Source organism: Micromonospora globbae, from assembly GCF_003610785.1.
GTDB classification, from domain to species: Bacteria; Actinomycetota; Actinomycetes; order Mycobacteriales; family Micromonosporaceae; genus Micromonospora; species Micromonospora globbae.
This window is the reverse complement of the sequence record NZ_RAQQ01000003.1, coordinates 343,151-362,660: the sequence shown is the minus strand read 5'-3', so window position 1 is coordinate 362,660 and position 19,510 is coordinate 343,151. Positions and strand designations below refer to the sequence as shown.

At 72.2% G+C, this 19,510-nt stretch carries 19 protein-coding genes; 6 read left to right on the top strand and 13 right to left on the bottom strand.

All coding sequences use genetic code 11. The annotated features are described in order from the left end of the window. Positions 1 to 13: 13 nt before the first annotated feature. The 10 genes from D7I43_RS06045 to D7I43_RS06005 all read right to left on the bottom strand — a co-directional run bounded on the left by D7I43_RS06045 (position 14) and on the right by D7I43_RS06005 (position 7,807). Positions 14 to 640, bottom strand: a complete 627-nt coding sequence (locus D7I43_RS06045; protein WP_120327380.1) for a LysE family transporter — start codon at positions 638 to 640, stop codon at positions 14 to 16. Then, positions 637 to 852, bottom strand: coding sequence for a hypothetical protein (locus tag D7I43_RS32455; RefSeq protein WP_147427230.1), 216 nt, complete (start codon positions 850 to 852; stop codon positions 637 to 639). The genes D7I43_RS06045 and D7I43_RS32455 overlap by 4 nt, the downstream gene beginning before the upstream one ends. 135 nt (positions 853 to 987) lie before the next feature. Then, a complete protein-coding gene (locus D7I43_RS06040; protein WP_120327379.1) occupies positions 988 to 1,362 on the bottom strand; it encodes a metal-sulfur cluster assembly factor in 375 nt (124 codons plus the stop codon). A gap of 76 nt (positions 1,363 to 1,438) precedes the next feature. Continuing rightward, on the bottom strand, positions 1,439 to 1,912 hold the full coding sequence (gene sufU, locus D7I43_RS06035; RefSeq protein ID WP_120327378.1) for a Fe-S cluster assembly sulfur transfer protein SufU: 474 nt from the start codon (positions 1,910 to 1,912) through the stop codon (positions 1,439 to 1,441). Next, positions 1,912 to 3,216 (bottom strand): cysteine desulfurase, encoded by a 1,305-nt coding sequence (locus D7I43_RS06030; protein ID WP_120327377.1) that lies wholly within the window; start codon positions 3,214 to 3,216, stop codon positions 1,912 to 1,914. Before D7I43_RS06030 ends, sufU begins: the two co-directional genes overlap by 1 nt. 19 nt (positions 3,217 to 3,235) lie before the next feature. Continuing rightward, positions 3,236 to 4,009, bottom strand: coding sequence for a Fe-S cluster assembly ATPase SufC (sufC, locus tag D7I43_RS06025; protein WP_120327376.1), 774 nt, complete (start codon positions 4,007 to 4,009; stop codon positions 3,236 to 3,238). After that, a complete protein-coding gene (locus D7I43_RS06020) occupies positions 4,009 to 4,335 on the bottom strand; it encodes a non-heme iron oxygenase ferredoxin subunit (protein WP_120327375.1) in 327 nt (108 codons plus the stop codon). The genes sufC and D7I43_RS06020 overlap by 1 nt, the downstream gene beginning before the upstream one ends. Beyond that, a complete protein-coding gene (gene sufD, locus D7I43_RS06015) occupies positions 4,335 to 5,477 on the bottom strand; it encodes a Fe-S cluster assembly protein SufD (RefSeq protein ID WP_120327374.1) in 1,143 nt (380 codons plus the stop codon). The genes D7I43_RS06020 and sufD overlap by 1 nt, the downstream gene beginning before the upstream one ends. A gap of 135 nt (positions 5,478 to 5,612) precedes the next feature. Beyond that, a complete protein-coding gene (gene sufB / locus D7I43_RS06010) occupies positions 5,613 to 7,043 on the bottom strand; it encodes a Fe-S cluster assembly protein SufB (RefSeq protein ID WP_120327373.1) in 1,431 nt (476 codons plus the stop codon). Continuing rightward, complete coding sequence (locus tag D7I43_RS06005) at positions 7,040 to 7,807, bottom strand: helix-turn-helix transcriptional regulator (RefSeq protein ID WP_120327372.1); 768 nt, start codon at positions 7,805 to 7,807, stop codon at positions 7,040 to 7,042. Before D7I43_RS06005 ends, sufB begins: the two co-directional genes overlap by 4 nt. A gap of 98 nt (positions 7,808 to 7,905) precedes the next feature. Here D7I43_RS06005 and D7I43_RS06000 point away from each other — a divergent pair, with 98 nt between their 5' ends. After that, complete coding sequence (locus D7I43_RS06000; RefSeq protein ID WP_192902074.1) at positions 7,906 to 8,877, top strand: COX15/CtaA family protein; 972 nt, start codon at positions 7,906 to 7,908, stop codon at positions 8,875 to 8,877. A gap of 125 nt (positions 8,878 to 9,002) precedes the next feature. On the opposite strand, the gene D7I43_RS05995 is transcribed toward D7I43_RS06000, so the two are convergent. The 3 genes from D7I43_RS05995 to D7I43_RS05985 form a co-directional block, all read right to left on the bottom strand. Further along, positions 9,003 to 9,923: an ATP-grasp domain-containing protein gene (locus D7I43_RS05995; protein WP_120327370.1), complete on the bottom strand. Its 921-nt coding sequence runs from the start codon at positions 9,921 to 9,923 to the stop codon at positions 9,003 to 9,005. Positions 9,924 to 9,929: 6 nt separating this feature from the next. Continuing rightward, positions 9,930 to 10,259, bottom strand: coding sequence for a hypothetical protein (locus D7I43_RS05990; protein WP_120327369.1), 330 nt, complete (start codon positions 10,257 to 10,259; stop codon positions 9,930 to 9,932). Positions 10,260 to 10,621: 362 nt separating this feature from the next. Beyond that, complete coding sequence (locus D7I43_RS05985; RefSeq protein WP_120327368.1) at positions 10,622 to 11,581, bottom strand: heme o synthase; 960 nt, start codon at positions 11,579 to 11,581, stop codon at positions 10,622 to 10,624. A gap of 265 nt (positions 11,582 to 11,846) precedes the next feature. Here D7I43_RS05985 and tkt point away from each other — a divergent pair, with 265 nt between their 5' ends. From tkt to D7I43_RS05960, 5 genes are all read left to right on the top strand, one after another. Then, on the top strand, positions 11,847 to 13,982 hold the full coding sequence (gene tkt / locus D7I43_RS05980) for a transketolase (RefSeq protein ID WP_120327367.1): 2,136 nt from the start codon (positions 11,847 to 11,849) through the stop codon (positions 13,980 to 13,982). Between the two features lie 16 nt (positions 13,983 to 13,998). Next, positions 13,999 to 15,177, top strand: a complete 1,179-nt coding sequence (gene tal, locus D7I43_RS05975; RefSeq protein WP_120327433.1) for a transaldolase — start codon at positions 13,999 to 14,001, stop codon at positions 15,175 to 15,177. Positions 15,178 to 15,244: 67 nt separating this feature from the next. Beyond that, entirely contained in the window at positions 15,245 to 16,894 is a 1,650-nt protein-coding gene (locus D7I43_RS05970) for a glucose-6-phosphate isomerase (protein WP_120327366.1), read from the top strand. A 2-nt stretch (positions 16,895 to 16,896) separates the two neighbouring features. After that, positions 16,897 to 18,447, top strand: coding sequence for a glucose-6-phosphate dehydrogenase (gene zwf, locus D7I43_RS05965; protein WP_120327365.1), 1,551 nt, complete (start codon positions 16,897 to 16,899; stop codon positions 18,445 to 18,447). Then, positions 18,444 to 19,457, top strand: a complete 1,014-nt coding sequence (locus D7I43_RS05960; protein WP_120327364.1) for a glucose-6-phosphate dehydrogenase assembly protein OpcA — start codon at positions 18,444 to 18,446, stop codon at positions 19,455 to 19,457. Before zwf ends, D7I43_RS05960 begins: the two co-directional genes overlap by 4 nt. Positions 19,458 to 19,510 lie beyond the last annotated feature (53 nt).

The following is a 19,510-nucleotide window of genomic DNA, read 5'->3' as shown; positions in this document are numbered from 1 at the left end:
CGGGCGCGGCTGGTCAGCGGGCCAGCAGGGTGGCGACCGCCAGGGCGGCGATGATGGCGCTGGACGCCAGCGCGGTCACCAGCCGCCCGTGCGCCCCGGTGAGCACCCGGCCGACCAGGGTGCCGCCGCCGGCGATCAGCAGCTGCCAGCTCGCCGAGGCGATGAACGCACCGGCCACGAAGGCTCCCGCCGCCCACGCGTCCGGATCGGCGGTGTCACCCCGGCCCAGCACCAGCGCGGCGAAGTAGACCACGGTCGCCGGGTTCAGCAGGGTCAACGCCAGCACCCCGCTGAACGCCCGCGCCGGGCTCTCCAGGCCCCTGCCGCCGCCGTTCGTGGCGGCCCCGGGACGCGGGCGCAGCGCCCGCCAGGCCGTGTGGGCGGCGATCGCCAGGAGGACCACCGCGGCCACGAGCCGCATCGGCCCGGCGACCGGCGCGATCACGGCGGCCAGCGCGGCGCCGCCGAGCGCGGCCACCGCCGCGTACAGGCCGTCGGCCGTGGCCACCCCGAGCGCCGCGGCGGCGCCCACCCGGAACGAGGTGCGGGCGCTCAGTCCCAGGATCAGCACGGCGATCGCCCCGACGGGGATCGCGACGCCGTAGCCGGCGACCAGGCCGGCGAGGAACGCCCCGGTCACGACGGTCGGCGGCGGATCGGGACGCCACCGGAACCGCGACGCTGTCGGCGCGCGGCGGTGGCCGCGGCGACAGGGACGGGCTTCATCGGGTACGTCTCGATCACGCGGTCATCCTGCGCCACCCGGCTCGCGCGCGCCACCGATATCCGTGTCGCCGGGTCGGCACGACCCGCTCGATCGTGCTCGATCGTGGAAACAGTGGTCTCGGGCACGTCCGGAGGCCACTGTTTCCTGGTTCGTGCGCGATCACCCCGCACCGCGCACGCGCGACGCGACCCAGGCACGGACGCGTCGAGCGCGACGCCCGTCGCGGACGTCGCGCTCGACGGTGTGGCCCGAGGGCCGGGTCAGACGTTGAAGCCGAGCGAGCGGAGCTGCTCGCGCCCCTCGTCAGTGATCTTGTCGGGCCCCCACGGCGGCAGCCACACCCAGTTGATCCGGACGTCGTTGACGAGGCCGCCCCCGGGACCGGTGGTCAGCGCCTGCCGCGCCTGGTCCTCGATGACGTCGGTCAGCGGGCAGGCCGCCGACGTGAGCGTCATGTCGAGGGTGACCACGTTCTCGTCGTCGACGTGCATGCCGTACACGAGGCCGAGGTCGACCACGTTGATGCCCAGCTCCGGGTCGACGACGTCCTTCATCGCCTCCTCGATGTCGGCGAGGGCGGCCTTGCCGCCGCCCGTCGCCGGCGTCGCGGCAGTGGTGGTGGATTCGTCGCTCATGCCGTCACCTCGCTCCGCTCGGCGCCGGCATGAGGCACCCGCGCCCTGTGCTGATGATTCGCTCGCTGACGCTCGCTCATGCCTTCACCTCCGGGCTCACGCCCACCCCGGCGCGTGCCGCGGCGTCCTTGAACGCCATCCACGGCAGCAGCGCGCACTTCACCCGGGCGGGGTAGCGGGCCACGCCCGCGAACGCCACCCCGTCACCGAGCACGTCCTCGTCCGGCGTGACCTGGCCACGTCCGGACATCAACTCGACGAACGCCTCGTGCACCGCGAACGCTTCCCCGGCGCCCCGGCCGTTGAGCAGCTCGTGCAGCACGCTCGCCGACGCCTGGCTGATCGAGCAGCCCATGCCGTCGTACGAGATGTCGGTGAGCACCGTGCCGTCCGTCGCCACCCGCACGGTGACCTCGTCACCGCAGGTCGGGTTCACGTGGTGCGCCTCCGCGGTGCGCGCCGCGGGGTCGGCGGCGTCGCGCAGCCCGCGCCCGTGCGGGTGCTTGTAGTGGTCCAGGATGATCTCCTGGTAGAGCTGGTCGAGCTGCATCAGCCGAACACCTTTCGCACCTGCTCCAGGCCCGCCACCAGAGCGTCGATCTCCTCGGTGGTGGTGTAGAGGTAGAACGAGGCCCGCGTGGTCGCCGGGACGCCGAACCGGGTGCAGACCGGGCGGGCGCAGTGGTGACCCACCCGCACCTGCACGCCGAGCGAGTCGAGCACCTGGCCCACGTCGTGCGGGTGCACGTCGCCGAGGGCGAACGAGATCGTCCCGCCCCGACCCACGGGCACGGTCGGGCCGAAGATCCGCAGGCCGGGCACCGTGGCGAGGGCGTCCAGCGCGTACGCCGTCAGCTCCTTCTCGTGCCACTGGATGGCCCGCATGCCGATGCCGCTGAGGTAGTCCACGGCGGCGCCGAGCGCCACCGCCTCGGCGATCGGCGGGGTGCCCGCCTCGAACCGGGCCGGCGGCGCGGCGTACGTGGAGCCGGACATCTGGACCGTCTCGATCATCGAGCCGCCGCCGAACACGGGCGGCATGGCCGCCAGCAGCTCGGCCCTCCCCCACAGCACGCCGATGCCGGTGGGACCGCACATCTTGTGCCCGGTGAAGACGATGAAGTCGGCGTCGTAGTCGACCACGTCCATGGGCAGGTGCGGCACCGACTGCGAGCAGTCCAGCAGCAGCAGCGCGCCCACCTGGCGGACCCGCTCGGTGATCCGCGCCGTGGCGTTGACCGTGCCCAGGATGTTCGACATGTGCACCAGCGAGACGATCTTCGTCCGCTCGGTGACCAGGTCGTCCAGGCCCGACTCGTCCAGCCGCCCGGAGTCGGTGACCGGGAACCAGCGCAGGGTCGCGCCGGTGCGCTCGCAGAGCAGCTGCCACGGGACGATGTTCGAGTGGTGCTCCATCTCGGAGATCACCACCTCGTCGCCGGGGCCGAGGCGGAACCGGGGGTCGGCGTCCGGACGCAGCGAGGCGTTGGAGAACGCGTACGCCACGATGTTGATCGCCTCGGTGGAGTTCTTGGTGAACACCACCTCGTCCGGGCTCGGCGCGTTGATGAACGCCGCGACCTTGGCCCGCGCCCCCTCGTACGCCTCGGTGGCCTCCGTGCCCAGCGTGTGCACCGACCGGGACACGTTCGCGTTGTGCCGCGCGTAGTGCTCGGCGAGCACGTCGAGCACCTGACGCGGCTTGTGGGAGGTGTTGGCGCTGTCGAGATAGACCAGCCGGTGCCCGTTGACCTCCCGGTCCAGGATCGGGAAGTCGGCGCGCACCGCGGCCACGTCGTATCGCGGCACGTCGCCGTACTGCGGCATCCCCGGTGGGATCTCGATGGTGGTCATCCCCGGCGCTCCTGTCGCCTCAGGCCCGCGCCGACCCGGCCCCGGCCACGTACCGCTCGTAGCCCTCTTCCTCGAGCTTCTCGGCCAGCTCCGGGCCACCCTGCTCGACGATACGGCCGGCCACGAAGACGTGCACGAAGTCCGGCTTGATGTAGCGCAGGATCCGGGTGTAGTGGGTGATCAGCAGCAGGCCGGTGTCACCGGTGTCGCGGACCCGGTTGACGCCCTCGCTGACCACGCGCAGCGCGTCCACGTCGAGGCCGGAGTCGGTCTCGTCGAGGATCGCCATCTTCGGCTTGAGCAGTTCGAGCTGCACGATCTCGTGCCGCTTCTTCTCACCGCCGGAGAAGCCCTCGTTGACGTTGCGCTGGGCGAAGGCCGGGTCCATCTGCAGCCGCTCCATGGCCCCGCGCAGCTCCGCGCCCCACGTGCGCAGCTTCGGCGCCTCGCCGTCGATGGCGGTCTTGGCCGTCCGCAGGAAGTTGGCCACCGACACGCCGGGCACCTCGACCGGGTACTGCATGGCCAGGAAGAGGCCGGCGCGGGCACGCTCGTCGACGGACATGGCGAGCACGTCCTCGCCGTCGAGGGTCACCGTGCCGCCGGTGATCTCGTACTTGGGGTGGCCGGCGATCGAGTACGCCAGGGTGGACTTGCCGGAGCCGTTGGGGCCCATGATGGCGTGCGTCTCGCCCGACTTCACGGTCAGGTCGACACCGGCCAGGATCGGCTTGAGCTCACCCTCGGGCAGCTTGACCGACACCTTCAGGTCGCGGATCTCCAGGGTGCTCATTATCGGGTCACTCCATTGCTCGGCGTGAGGCTGACGTAGATGTCGCCGTCGCGGACTTCGACGGGGTAGACGGGAACGGGTTCGGTGGCGGGCAGCCCGGTGGGCTCGCCGGTGCGCAGGTCGAAACGGGAGCCGTGCAGCCAGCACTCCAGCGTGCAGCCCTCGACCTCACCCTCGGAGAGGGCGACCGCCGCGTGGGAGCACTCGTCGTGGACGGCGTAGAAGTTGCCGTCCTCGCCGTGCACCACGGCGATCTCGGTGCCGTCGACGTCCGCGCTGATGGCGGTGCCCTTCGGCACGTCCTCGGTGGAGCAGACGCGGATCATCAGGCACCCGCCTTGGCGAGCCGGTCCTCGATGGCGGCGCCGAGCCGGTCCCGCAGCTCCTCCACCGGGATCTTGTTGATCAGCTCGGCGAAGAAGCCCCGCACCACGAGCCGGCGCGCCTCGGCCTCCGGGATGCCCCGGGCCATCAGGTAGAACAGCTGCTCGTCGTCGAAGCGGCCGGTCGCGCTGGCGTGGCCGGCGCCGGCGATCTCGCCGGTCTCGATCTCCAGGTTCGGTACGGAGTCCGCCCGCGCGCCGTCGGTCAGCAGCAGGTTCCGGTTGATCTCGTACGTGTCGGTGCCGGTGGCCTCGGCGCGGATCAGCACGTCACCCACCCAGACGGTGTGCGCGCTCTCGCCCTGCAGGGCGCCCCGGTAGCCGACGTAGCTGCGGCAGTCCGGGACCGCGTGGTCGACGAGCTGCCGGTGCTCCAGGTGCTGGCCGGAGTCGGCGAAGTAGACGCCGTACAGCTCGGCCTCGCCGCCCCGGTCGGTGTACTCGACGCTCGTGTACTGCCGGACCAGGTCGCCGCCGAGGCTCACCTGGACGTGGGTCACCTTGGCGTCGCGGCCGAGCCGCACCTTGAGGTGCTGCGCCTGCACGGCGTCCTCGGCCCAGTCGGCCACCGTGACCAGCGTCAGCTTCGCCCCCTCGGCCACCGCCACCTCGACGTTGTCGGCCAGCGTCGCGGAACCGACGTGCTCCAGCACGAGGGTCACCTCCGCGAACCGGCCCACCTCGACGAACGTGTGCCCGAAGGCCAGCCCGTCGACGCCTCCGCCGACCACCCGCACGGTCACCGGCTCGGCGACGACCGCCTCCCGCGCCACCTGGACCAGCAGCGCGTCCGCCGTGCCGCCGTACGCGAGAGCGCTGATCCGGTCGAACGGGGTGAGCACGCTGCCCACCCGCGGGTCGTCCGTCGGGATCCGGCCGACCGTGACGCCGTCGGGCAGGTCACCGTGCTCGTGCCGGACGGCGCCGGTGGCGGGTTGCGCACCGCCGACCAGCCCGCGCAGCCGCTTGAGCGGGGTGAAGCGCCACTCCTCCTCCATGCCCGTGAGGGCCGGGAAGTCGGCGACGTCGTACGAGCGGAGCGCCTGCGACTTGGTGGTCGGCGGCGCGGAAGCCTGGGTAGTCATCTCTTCCTTGGTCTCGTTCTGCGACGGCGGTGTCATTGACGGGAGGGTCGGTCGGTGTTCGCGCGGCCCGGCCGGACAGGTCAGCGTTCACGCGACCCGCAAGCGGGTCGGGGCTGGTCACGGCTCGGGTCGGGGTCAGCCGACCGCGCCCTCCATCTGGAGCTCGATCAGACGGTTGAGCTCCAGCGCGTACTCCATCGGGAGCTCCTTGGCGATCGGCTCGATGAAGCCGCGCACGATCATCGCCATCGCCTCGTCCTCGCTGAGGCCCCGGCTCATCAGGTAGAAGAGCTGGTCCTCGCTGACCTTGGAGACGGTCGCCTCGTGCCCCATCGCCACGTCGTCCTCGCGGATGTCGACGTAGGGGTAGGTGTCCGAGCGGGAGATGGTGTCGACCAGCAGCGCGTCGCACTTGACCGTGCTCTTGCTGTGGTGCGAGCCCTCCAGCACCTGCACCAGGCCCCGGTACGAGGTGCGGCCGCCGCCCCGGGCGATCGACTTCGACACGATGGTCGAGGAGGTGTGCGGCGCGGCGTGCACCATCTTCGCGCCCGCGTCCTGGTGCTGGCCCTCGCCGGCCATGGCCACCGAGAGCACCTCGCCCTTGGCGTGCTCGCCGGTCATGTAGACCGCCGGGTACTTCATGGTGACCTTGGAGCCGATGTTGCCGTCGATCCACTCCATGGTCGCGCCCTCGTGGCAGACGGCGCGCTTGGTCACCAGGTTGTACACGTTGTTCGACCAGTTCTGGATGGTCGTGTAGCGGCACCGGGCGTTCTTCTTGACGATGATCTCCACGACGGCGCTGTGCAGCGAGTCCGAGGAGTAGATGGGCGCGGTGCAGCCCTCGACGTAGTGCACGTACGCGCCCTCGTCGACGATGATCAGCGTCCGCTCGAACTGCCCCATGTTCTCCGTGTTGATCCGGAAGTAGGCCTGCAGCGGGATCTCCACGTGCACGCCCTTCGGCACGTAGATGAACGAGCCACCGGACCACACGGAGGTGTTCAGCGCGGCGAACTTGTTGTCGCCCACCGGGATCACCGTGCCGAAGTACTCCTTGAACAGGTCCTCGTGCTCCTTGAGGGCCGTGTCCGTGTCGAGGAAGACGACGCCCTGCTCCTCGAGGTCCTCGCGGATCTTGTGGTAGACCACCTCGGACTCGTACTGGGCCGCGACACCGGCGATCAGCCGCTGCTTCTCCGCCTCGGGGATGCCCAGCTTGTCGTAGGTGTTCTTGATGTCCTCGGGCAGGTCCTCCCAGCTGGTGGCCTGCTTCTCGGTGGAGCGGACGAAGTACTTGATGTTGTCGAAGTCGATCCCGGTGAGGTCGGCGCCCCAGGCCGGCATCGGCTTGCGCTCGAACAGCCGCAGGCCCTTCAGGCGCAGGTCGAGCATCCAGGCCGGCTCGTTCTTCTTCGCCGAGATGTCCCGCACCACCGCCTCGTTGAGGCCACGCTGGGCGGAGGCCCCGGCGACGTCCGGGTCGGCCCAGCCGTACTCGTAGCGGCCCAGGGCGGCGAGCTGCTCCTCCTGGGTCAGGGGCTGGACGATCTGCTCGGTCATCTATCTGTCCTCACAGTGGTGACGGTCTTTCCGGACTGGGCACGCCCCGGCTGGGCGGGGATGTGCGTGGTGCACACCCCGTCGCCGTGCGCGATGGTGGCCAGGCGCTGCACGTGGGTGCCGACCAGGCGGGAGATCACCTCGGTCTCGGCCTCGCACAGCTGGGGAAACTCGGCGGCCACGTGCGCCACCGGGCAGTGGTGCTGGCAGAGCTGACCGCCGGAGGCGATCGTGGACGCGTTGGCAGCGTAGCCCTCGGCGGTGAGCGCTCCGGCGAGCGCCTCCGCGCGGGCGAGCGGGTCGTCGCCCGCGTCCTCCATGGCCGCCCGGCAGCGGGCCTCCAGGGCGGAGACCTGCTCGGCGGCGAACGCCTCCACCGCCTCCGAACCCCCGTTGCGGGCGATCCAGCGCAGCGCGGCGGTGGCCATGTTGTCGTAGTGGTGGGTGCCGCAGCGGACCCGGGCGGCGTCGGTCAGCACGAAGACCTTCGCGGGGCGGCCCCGGCCCCGGTGACCGCGGACCGTCTGCTCCCGGGCGACCACGTCACCGTCGGCGAGCATCGCGTCGAGGTGCCGGCGGATCGCGGCCGGGCTGAGACCGAGCGCCGAGCCGAGCTGCGCGGCGGTGGTCGCCCCCCGCTCCAGCAGCAGCCGGGTCACCCGGTCGCGGGTCGAGAGGTCGGCCTCGCCGCGGGCGGACGCCGGCTGACCGGCGACCGGAGCGGTCGCCGGCCGGTGCCCGGAGACCCCCGCCGCCTTTTTCACAACGCCAACGTTACGTAAATGCCCACGGGCCCGCAAACCCGGGTCCCGGTGATCCCCGACACCGGGGACAGGAGTCACCCGTTAGGGGAACCACTACGGTGCGTAGGATTCCCTCCGTGAAGCGATCCGTCCGGTTTCCGGTCTCCGCCACGCTCCTGCGCCGGCTCGCGCTCGCCTCGATCATCGCGAACGTCGGGATCGTGGTGACCGGCGGGGCCGTGCGACTCACCGCCTCCGGACTGGGCTGCCCCACCTGGCCGCGGTGCACCGACGATTCGTACGTCCCCACCGACGAGATGGGCGTGCACGGGGTGATCGAGTTCGGCAACCGGACGCTCACCTTCGCGGTGGGCATCATCGCGTTCGCGACCCTGCTGGCGGTGCTGGCCCACCGGCCCCGCCGGCGCGGCGTGCTGCCGCTCGCCGTGGCGGTGTTCTTCGGCATCCCGGCCCAGGCGGTGGTCGGCGGGCTCACCGTGCTGACCAACCTGAACCCGTGGGTGGTCGGGCTGCACTTCCTCGCCTCGATGGCGGTGATCGCCGCCGCGTACGCCCTCTGGCGGCGCACGGCGGAACCGGACGGCCCGGCGGTGACCGCGGTGCCCGCGCCGCTGCGGGCGCTGGCCCGGCTCACGACCGCGGTGAGCGTGGCGGTGCTGGTCATCGGCACCTGGGTGACCGGCAGCGGCCCGCACGCCGGTGACCAGGGCGCGGCCCGCAACGGCTTGGACCCGGAGTCGATCTCGCAGGTGCACGCCGACAGCGTGTTCCTGCTGCTCGGCCTCTCGGTGGCGATGGTCTTCGCGTTCCGCGCGGTCGGCGCGGGCCGGGCCGCCCGCGCCGCGCTGCTGCTCGTCGCCGTCGAACTCGGCCAGGGCCTGATCGGCTTCGTGCAGTACTTCACCCACCTGCCCGCGGTGCTCGTGGGCGCGCACATGCTGGGCTCCTGCCTGGTCCTGCTGGCCACCCTGCACGTCCAGTGGTCGACGCGGGAACGCCTCCCCGTCGGCGCCACGACGGCCCCCGCGCCCGAGCGCGACGCCGTGCCGAGCGTGCCGACCCCCGCCTGACCCACCCGCTCCTCCACCCCGGCCCGGCCGGGTCGGTCATGCCGTGGTGGCGCCCGACGTGTCGGCGTTCGCGCCCTTGCCCACCACCACGACCGCATGATCGGCGGGAGCTGCGAAGGCGGGGCTCAGCGGTGGCGGGCCAGGTGGGTGAGGATCGCCTCGGCGAGGCGTTCCGGGGCGCCGGCGGCATGGCCGAGGAACAGCGAGGGCTCGGTCAGCTCCAGCTCGACCAGGACCGGCCGGCCGTCCGGGCCCGGGATCAGGTCCACCCGCGCGTACAGCAGCCGCTCCGCGCCGCCGGGCACCGCCGCGAGGGTCTTCTCCGCCACGGCGAGCTGCTCCTCGGTCGCGGTGCGGGCGGTGATCTCCTCGGGGCGGTAGAGCCCCTCCACGCCGAAGTCGGGGCCGCTCAGCATCGGGCCCTTGCGGATGGCGTGGCTGAACGCCAGCCCCTGCGGCCCGGCCAGGAACAGCAGCGCCGTCTCGCCGACGGTGTCGACGGCGGTGAGGTACGGCTGGACCATGGTGACCCGCCCCGCGTCCGAGAGGCGTCGCACGTGCGCCACGGCGAGCCGGCGGTGCTCGGGGTCGGCCAGGTCGTACCGGCCGGTGTCCTGGCTGCCGGCACTGACCGCGGGCTTGATCACGTACTCGCCGGTGTCCGCCGGGAGGGCCCAGGACTCCCCCGGCGCGACCCACCAGGTCGGAACGGTGGGTACGCCGGCGGCCGACAACTCGTCGAGGTAGCGCTTGTCGGTGTTCCAGCGCACCACGTCGGCCGGGTTCGCGAGGCGCGGCACCCGCTGCGCCCACGACACGAACTCGTCGCGTCGGAGCATGTAGTCCCAGGGTGAGCGGAGCACCGCCAGGTCGTACGCCGTCCAGTCGGCGGCCGGGTCGTCCCAGACCACCGGTTCGGCCGCGACCCCGCGGCCGGCCAGCGGGCCCAGGACGAGCCGGTCGTCCGGGTCGAGGTCGGCGAGTTCGGTACAGGTGACGAGAGCGACCCGGGGTTCCCCCCGGGTCGGCTGGTGGTGGTTGGTCAACTTATCTCAACGGGCCATCGTGCGTCGGGCCATCGACCGCCACAGGTCGTTGCTCGGCCGCATCTGGTCCATCAACTCCCGCTCCCACGCGTTCTCGACGGTGACTCCCGCCTTGGCGCAGGCCTGCCGCGCGACGACCGTGTCGGTCGCGAACTGGTCGCCCCACACGCCGTCCTCACCCACGAGGACGATGCGCGCGCCGCGCTTGCCGACGTACTCGATGACGGCCTTCGCACCACCGTGACCGGCGGCGAACGACCGGATCCCCGCCACCAGGCCGTTGGGGGCCTGGTCGGTGTGCTCGGCCGTCAGCGTCGTATCGGAACCATCTGCCATGACGCGAAGCCTAAGCAGACTTCCACCCGGGCGGGCGAGAACCGTGAAGCTTTTGTGATGCCTGTTACCTGGAGGTTTAAGGAAGAGCACAGGTGATTCGACCGGATTTATCCGGGCGTAATCGGGCCAACCGGGCCCGGCAAATACCATCCACTCGGCACAGCTTGAGCGGGTCGGGCTCATGGGTGGCGATGCCCTGATGACGGGCAAAGACCGACAAAGCATCCATGATGGTGATTTGTCGTCCGAGGCTGGCCGGTCGGGCCGCCTCAGCCGGTCGCCGGCCAGGCCGCCGACCGAGGCTGCCATTCCGCACCTGCCCCGCCGGGCCTCCCCCGCCGTGCGGGCGGCCGGACCGTCCCTCAGAGCAGCGCGTCCAGCGCGACCGCGACGAAGACGATCGTCAGGTACGTGGTCGACCAGTGGAACAGCCGCATCGGCTTCACCGCCTCGCCCCGCGCCGCCCGCCGGGCCAGCCGGTGCGCCTCGACCACGAACATCGCGCCCACCACGAGGGTGGGGACGCCGTACACGACGCTCATGCCCAGCGGCCAGACCGCGAGCGACGACAGCACGGTGAGCCAGGTGAAGACCAGGATCTCGGCGTTCACCCGGCGGGTGGAGGCGACCACCGGCAGCATCGGGACGCCGGCCCGCGCGTAGTCGTCCTTGTACTTCATCGCCAGCGGGTAGAAGTGCGGCATCTGCCAGAAGAAGACCACCGCGAACAGGGCCCAGGCGGCCGGGGCGAGCGAGCCGGTGACCGCGGCCCAGCCGATCAGCACCGGAGCCGCCCCGCAGGCGCCACCCCAGAACGTGTTCGCCGCCGTGGTCCGCTTGAGCCAGAGCGTGTAGACGAGGTCGTAGTAGGCGATGGCGGCCAGGGTGAGCGCGGCGGCCAGCAGGTTGGTGAACGCCGCCATCAGGGCCACCGAGATCACCGCGAGCACCAGCCCGAAGATCAGGGCGCTGCGCGGCGAGACGGTGTGCGCGGGCAGCGGGCGGCGCTTCGTCCGCCGCATGACCTGGTCGATGTCCCGGTCGATGTAGCAGTTGAGGACGCTGGCCGCGCCGGCGGCGAGCGAACCGCCGACCAGCACGACGGCCACCAGCCAGAGCGACGGGAGCCCGTCCGCGGCGAGCATCATCGACGGCACGGTGGTGACGAGCAGCAGCTCCACGATCCGCGGCTTGGTCAGCGCCACGTACGCCCGGACGACCGCCCGGACGTCCCGGCGCGGCGCGACCGAACCCTCCGCCACGGTCGCCGCGGGCGGCTGCCCCGCGGGCTGGCTGACGGGGCGCTCGGTGATCATGCTCACGGATTGCCACCTTCCGGCGTCGGCACGGGAGATTTGGGTCGGCCGGACCCGCATCGGGCCACACACCGACCCACACACTACGCGTTGTCGTTTTGGCTGCCCGGGCGACCCGGCAACGGTGCGGGCCGTCACACGTCGCGGCCTACCGTCCGATCCTCCGATCGGAGTACGAAGGAGCATGCAGTGATCCCCGGGCGGACGTTTAGGACGGCTCGATAGGGTCACCAGTGAGGGTTCCGCCCATCTGCCGAGGAGCACAACCACAGTGGCTGCCAACCAACCCGAGACTCCGCTCAACTGGTCCGACCTCGACCGCCGGGCCGTCGACACCGTACGTGTGCTGGCCATGGACGCCGTGGAGAAATCCGGCAACGGTCACCCGGGCACCGCGATGAGCCTCGCGCCCGCGGCGTACCTGCTCTTCAACCGGGTGATGCGGCACAACCCGGCCAACCCGACGTGGCCCGGCCGCGACCGCTTCGTGCTCTCCGCCGGGCACTCCAGCCTGACCCTCTACATTCAGCTGTTCCTCTCGGGCTATCCGCTCAACCTCGACGACCTGAAGTCCCTGCGCCAGTGGGGCTCGCTGACCCCGGGCCACCCGGAGCACGGGCACACGCCGGGCGTCGAGACCACCACCGGCCCGCTCGGGCAGGGCCTCGGCAACGCGGTCGGCATGGCCATGGCCGCCCGCCGCGAGCGCGGCCTGTTCGACCCGGACGCCGAGCCGGGCGCCTCGGTCTTCGACCACCACATCTGGTGCATCGCCTCCGACGGCGACATCGAGGAGGGCATCAGCCACGAGGCCAGCGCCCTCGCCGGGCACCAGCAGCTGGGCAACCTCGTCGTGATCTACGACGACAACGAGATCTCGATCGAGGACGACACCCGCATCGCCAAGAGCGAGGACGTGGCCGCCCGCTACGAGGCGTACGGCTGGCACGTGCAGACGGTCGACTGGCGCCGCGGCGACGCCGACCAGGGCGACTACCACGAGGACGTCGAGGCCCTCCACCGGGCGCTGCTGGCCGCCAAGGCGGAGACCGGGCGTCCCTCCTTCATCGCGCTGCGCACCATCATCGGCTGGCCCGCGCCGAACAAGCAGAACACCGGCAAGATCCACGGCTCGGCCCTCGGCGCCGACGAGGTAGCCGCCACCAAGCGGATCCTCGGCTTCGACCCGGCGCAGACCTTCGCCGTCGACGAGGAGGTCCTCGCGCACGCCCGCCAGGTGCTGGGCCGCGGCGAGGAGGCCCAGCGGGAGTGGACGCGGGCGTACGAGAGCTGGGCGAAGGCCAACCCGGAGCGCAAGGCGCTGCACGACCGGCTGGCCGAGCGGGCGCTGCCGGCGGGCTGGACGGACGTGCTGCCGGAGTTCCCGGCCGACCCGAAGGGCATCGCCACCCGCGCCGCGTCCGGCAAGGTCCTCGACGCGCTCGCGCCCGTCCTCCCCGAGCTGTGGGGCGGCTCGGCCGACCTGGCCGAGAGCAACAACACCACCATGAAGGGCGAGCCGTCGTTCATCCCGGCCGTGCACGCCACCAAGGCGTTCCCGGGCCACGAGTACGGCCGCACCCTGCACTTCGGCATCCGCGAGCACGCCATGGGCGCGATCCTCAACGGCATCGCCCTGCACGGCGGCACCCGCCCCTACGGGGCGACCTTCCTGGTGTTCAGCGACTACATGCGCCCGTCGGTGCGCCTCGCGGCCCTCATGAAGCTGCCGGTGATCTACGTCTGGACGCACGACTCGATCGGCCTCGGCGAGGACGGCCCGACCCACCAGCCGGTGGAGCACCTCACCGCCCTGCGGGCCATCCCCGGCCTGGACGTGGTCCGCCCGGCCGACGCCAACGAGACCGTGTGGGCGTGGCGGACGGCCCTGGAGCACACCGACCGGCCGACGGCGCTGGCGCTCAGCCGGCAGGCGCTGCCGACCCTGGACCGCGGCACGCTGGCCGGCGCGGAGGGCGTGGCCCGCGGCGGGTACGTGCTGGCCGAGGCGAGCGGCGGCAAGCCGCAGGTGATCCTCGTCGGCACCGGCTCCGAGGTGCAGCTCTGCCTCACCGCCCGGGAGCGGCTGGAGGCCGACGGCATCCCGACCCGGGTCGTCTCGATGCCCTGCCAGGAGTGGTTCGCCGAGCAGGACGAGGCGTACCGGGAGTCGGTGCTGCCACGCGGGGTAAAGGCACGGGTGAGCGTGGAGGCGGGCATCGCGATGTCGTGGCGCGCCATCGTCGGCGACTGCGGCGAGAGCGTCAGCCTGGAGCACTACGGCGCCAGCGCGCCCTATTCGGTGCTCTTCGAGCAGTTCGGGTTCACCCCGGACCGCATCGTGGCGGCGGCGCGCGCGTCGCTGACCCGGGTCGGCGACATCACCGGTTTCACGACCGGCAACTGAGGGGAGCGTGGACGGCATGACGGACAGGCTGGGCGAGCTCAGCGCCGCGGGAGTGGCGGTCTGGCTCGACGATCTTTCCCGGACGCGGCTGACGTCCGGCGGGCTGGACAAGCTGCGCCGGGAGAAGCACGTGGCCGGGGTGACCACGAACCCGACGATCTTCGCGAAGGCGTTGAGTGACGCCGACGAGTACAACTGGCAGCTGCGCGACCTCGCCGTACGGGGGGTGGAGGTCGAGGAGGCGGTCCGGATGCTCACCACGTACGACGTGCGGTGGGCGTGCGACGTGATGCGCCCCTCGTACGAGAAGAGCAACGGCGTCGACGGCCGCGTCTCCATCGAGGTCGACCCGCGGCTGGCGCACGAGACCGAGCGGACGGTCGCCGAGGCGAAGGCCCTCTGGTGGCTGATCGACCGGCCGAACCTCTTCATCAAGATCCCGGCCACCGAGGCCGGCATCCCGGCGATCACGGCGACCCTCGCCGAGGGCATCAGCGTCAACGTCACGCTGATCTTCGGGCTGGACCGCTACTCGCAGGTGATGGAGGCGTTCCTGGCCGGCCTGGAGCAGGCGAAGGCGAACGGGCACGACCTGTCCAAGATCGGGTCGGTGGCGTCGTTCTTCGTCTCCCGGGTCGACACCGAGGTCGACAAGCGGCTGGAGAAGATCGGCTCGGACGAGGCGAAGGCGCTGCGCGGCAAGGCGGCCGTGGCCAACGCCCAGCTCGCGTACGAGCGCTACGCCAAGGTCTTCTCCTCCGACCGCTGGCAGGCGCTCGCCGACGCGGGCGCCCACCCGCAGCGGCCGCTGTGGGCCTCCACGTCGACGAAGAACCCGGACTACCGGGACGTGATCTACGTGGAGCAGCTCATCGCCCCCGGCACGGTCAACACGATGCCGGAGTCGGTCATCAAGGCGTACGCCGACCACGGCGAGACGCGCGGCGACACGGTCACCGGCGCGTACGACGCGGCCCGGAAGGTCTTCACCGACCTGGAGGCCGTCGGCGTGGACATGGCCGACGTGATCGCCGTGCTGGAGCGCGAGGGCGTGGAGAAGTTCGAGGCGAGCTGGCTGGAACTGCTCGACGGGGTCCGCAAGTCGCTGGAGTCGGCCGCGCACGGCGCGGGCACCCCGGGTCGGGCGGCGCAGGGCAACGCGCAGGCGGCGGCACAGGCGGGAGGCAACGCGTGAGCGAGCGAACCATCAGGCTCCGCGCGTGGCAGCCTCGCGCCGCCGCCGAGCGGAGCGAGGTGGGGGCGTGAGCGACCTGTTGTCGACGCCCGCCGAGTCGGCGGCCGGGCTCACGGTGCACGGGGCGGAGGCGGTCGACAAGGCCGCCCCGGCCTCGACCCGTCAGGCGCTGGTCGCCGCCGGTGTCCCCGGCAAGCTGGCCGCCAAGGACCCGAGCCTGTGGGGGCCGGACGCGGAGGCCGAGGCGAAGATCCGCCTCGGCTGGGTGGACACCCACCGGCGCAGCCGGGAGTTGCTCACCCAGCTCGCCGAGCTGAAGGCGGAGCTGGGCGACCTCGACCACGTGGTGCTCGCCGGCATGGGCGGGTCGTCACTGGCCCCCGAGGTGATCACCCGCACGCTGGGCGTGCCGCTGACCGTGCTGGACACCACCGACCCCGGCCAGGTGCGCGCCGCGCTGCGCGACCGGCTGGAGCGCACGGTGGTCGTGGTCTCCAGCAAGTCCGGCACGACGGTGGAGACCGACAGCCACCGCCGGGCGTACTGGCAGGCGTTCCTGGACGCCGGGATGACCGAGGCGGAGGCCGGCCGGCACTTCGTCATCGTCACCGACCCGGGTTCGCCGCTGGAGGAGATCGCCGCCGGCATGGGGGCGTTCACGGTACTGGCCGACCCGAACGTGGGCGGGCGCTACTCGGCCCTCACCGCGTTCGGGCTCGTCCCGTCGGCGCTGGCCGGCGTGGAGGTCGCCGACCTGCTGGACCAGGCGGACGCGCTGGCCGCCTCGCTCGCCGCCGACCGGGACAACCCGGCGCTGGCGCTGGGCGCCGCGCTCGGCGCCGCCGCCACGGGCGGCCGGGACAAGGTCGCCCTGGTCTCCGACGGCACCGGCATCGACGGGCTCGGCGACTGGGCCGAGCAGCTCATCGCCGAGTCCACCGGCAAGGCCGGCGTGGGCATCCTGCCGGTCGTGGTGGAGTCGCCGCAGAGCCCCGGCGTCGAGGGCCCCGACGTGCTCACCGTGAGCTATGGCGGCGCGCTGGCCGCGGGCCAGGTGCCCGGCGGCGGGGGCGACCCGGACGTGGCGGTCAACGGCCCGCTCGGCGCGCAGTTCCTGGCCTGGGAGTACGCCACCGCGGTGGCCGGCGTGGTGCTCGGGATCGACCCGTTCAACCAACCGAACGTCACCGAGTCGAAGGAGAACACCAACAAGATCCTGGCGTCGGGTCTGCCGGCGGAGACGCCGTCGTTCACCGAGGGCGCCATCGAGGTGTACGCCCCGGCGGGCGCGCCCGGCGACCTGGTCGGCGTGCTGCGCTGGCTGCTCGACGGCATGGGCGACGGCGGGTACGTGGCCGTGATGGCGTACCTCGACCGGTTCGCCGACGCGGACGCGGCCCGGCTGCGGCCGCTGCTCGCGGCGGCGTCCGGCCGCCCGGTCACCTTCGGGTGGGGCCCCCGCTTCCTGCACTCCACCGGCCAGTACCACAAGGGCGGCCCGCAGGTCGGCAGCTACCTCCAGCTGACCGGCGCGGTGGCCGATGATCTGCCGGTGCCCGGCAAGCCGTACACCTTCGGGGAGCTTCAGGCGGCCCAGGCCGCCGGCGACCGGCAGGCGCTGGCCGGGCGAAACCGCCCGGTGCTGCGGCTGCACCTGACCGACCGGTCCGCGGGCGTGGCCCAGCTGCTCGATGCTGCCGGTGAGCTGCGGGCGTGAGGATGGAAGACGTGGAAGAAGCGGAGGGGAGGAGCGGGGTGAACCCGCTGCGCGACCCACAGGACCGCCGGCTGCCGCGGATTCCCGAGCCGTGCGCGCTGGTGATCTTCGGGGTCACCGGCGACCTGGCGCGGAAGAAGCTGCTGCCGGCGGTCTACGACCTGGCGAACCGGGGGCTGCTGCCCCCGGGCTTCGTCGTGCTCGGCTTCGCGCGCCGCGACTGGGGTGACGGCGACTTCGAGACCCTCGCGTGCGAGGCGGCGCGCAAGCACGCCCGGACGCCCTGGCGGGACGAGGTGTGGGCGCGGCTCGCCGGGAACATCAAGTTCGTCGGCGGGTCGTTCGACGACGACGCGGCCTTCGACCACCTCGCCGAGACGCTCGACGAGCTGCGCCAGAGCCACGGCATCCCCGGCAACGCCGCCTTCTACTTCTCCATCCCCCCGGCGGCGTTCCCCGTGGTGCTCAAGCAGCTCGCCCGCACCGGGATGGCCGACAACGCGAAGTCCGGCGGCTGGCGCCGGGTGGTGGTGGAGAAGCCGTTCGGGCACGACCTGCCGTCGGCGAAGGCGCTCAACGACCTGGTCGACGACGTCTTCACCCGCAAGGACGTCTTCCGGATCGACCACTACCTGGGCAAGGAGACCGTCCAGAACATCCTTGCCCTGCGGTTCGCCAACAACCTGTTCGAGCCGCTGTGGAACTCCAAGTACGTCGACTCGGTGCAGATCACCATGGCCGAGGACGTCGGCATCGGCACCCGCGCCGGCTTCTACGACTCGGCCGGCGCCGCCCGCGACGTGCTCCAGAACCACCTCCTCCAGCTGCTCGCGCTGGTGGCGATGGAGGAGCCCACGAGCTTCGACCCCGACGAGATCCGTACCGAGAAGCTGAAGGTCCTCAAGGCGATCACCCTGCCGAAGGACGTCAGCACGGGCACCGTCCGCGGGCAGTACCTCCCCGGCTGGGTCGGTGGCGAGCGCGCCGTCGGCTACCTGGAGGAGGAGGGCGTCCCGCCGGACTCCACGACCGAGACGTACGTGGCGGTCCGGCTGGGCATCCAGAACCGGCGCTGGGCCGAGGTGCCCTTCTACATCCGGGCCGGCAAGCGGCTGCCGCGGCGGGTCACCGAGGTGGCCATCATGTTCAAGAAGGCGCCGCACCTGCCCTTCCACCCGACGGACGTGGAGTCGCTCGGCAACAACCAGCTGGTCATCCGGGTCCAGCCGGACGAGGGCGTGGTGCTGAAGTTCGGTTCCAAGGTCCCCGGCACCGCCATGGAGGTCCGCGACATCGCCATGGACTTCCAGTACGGCGAGGCGTTCACCGAGTCCAGTCCCGAGGCGTACGAGCGGCTCGTGCTGGACGTGCTGATCGGCGACCGGACGCTCTTCCCCGACGCCGCCGAGGTCGAGCAGAGCTGGCAGGTGATCGACCCGCTGGAGCAGGCCTGGGCGGGCACCCGACCGGAGCCGTACCGGGCCGGCGAGTGGGGCCCCCGGGCGGCCGACGAGATGCTGGCCCGCGAGGGCCGGGCTTGGAGACGAGCATGATCGGCCTGTGGGACACCACCGGCAACGAAGTGGTCAAGGCCCTCGCCGCCGAGCGTCGCAGCGCGGGCGGCGTGGCCAGCGGAATGGCGCTCACGCTCATCGTCGTGGTGGACGAGAAGCGCGTACGCGAGGCGGAGGCGGCGGCCACCATCGCCGCCGCCGCCCACCCGTGCCGGCTGCTGGTCGTCGTCCGCACCGACATCGAGCGGGACCGCAACCGGCTCGACGCGGAGATCGTGGTGGGCGGCCGGCTCGGCCCGTGCGAGGCCGTGGTGATGCGGATGTACGGCCGGCTGGCGCTGCACGCCGAGTCCGTGGTGCTGCCGCTGCTGGTGCCGGACGTCCCCGTGGTGACGTGGTGGCACGGCGAGCCGCCGGAGGAGATCGCCACCGACTTCCTCGGCGTGGTCGCCGACCGTCGCATCACCGACGCCGCCCAGGCCGCCGACCCGATCGCGGCGCTGCGCCAGCGCGCCCACGACTACGCACCGGGTGACACCGACCTGGCCTGGACCCGGATCACTCCGTGGCGCACCCTGGTGGCCGGAGCGTTCGACACGACGGCGGCCAAGGTCACCGAGGCCACCGTGGTGGCCCCGGCGCACGACCCGACCGCCGCCCTGATGTGCGGCTGGCTGTCGAGCCGGCTCGGGATCAGCCCGCGCTGGGAGCACACCGACCAGTTCCCCCGGATGCGGGAGGTGGAGCTGCGTTGCGCCAACGGCGACCACCTGACGCTGACCCGGGACGACAGCGTGGCCACCTTCCGGCGTACCGGCCAGGACGACCGGCAGCTTCCGCTGGTCCGCCGGCCGCTCGGCGACGAGCTGGCCGAGGAGCTGCGCCGCCTCGACGCCGACCAGGTGTACGCCGAGGCGCTGGGCGCCATCGTCGGCGTGACCGGCCTCGAGCAGCGCCCGGGCCGGCGCGTGCACGTCTGGAAGGACCCGGCCACCGCGCACCGGGCCGAGGCGGGGGTCACCGCCCACGCCGGCACCAGCGAGCGCTGAGGTTCACCCGCGACGACGGCACCGCCACGCGGTCCGCAGAACACGAGAAGGCA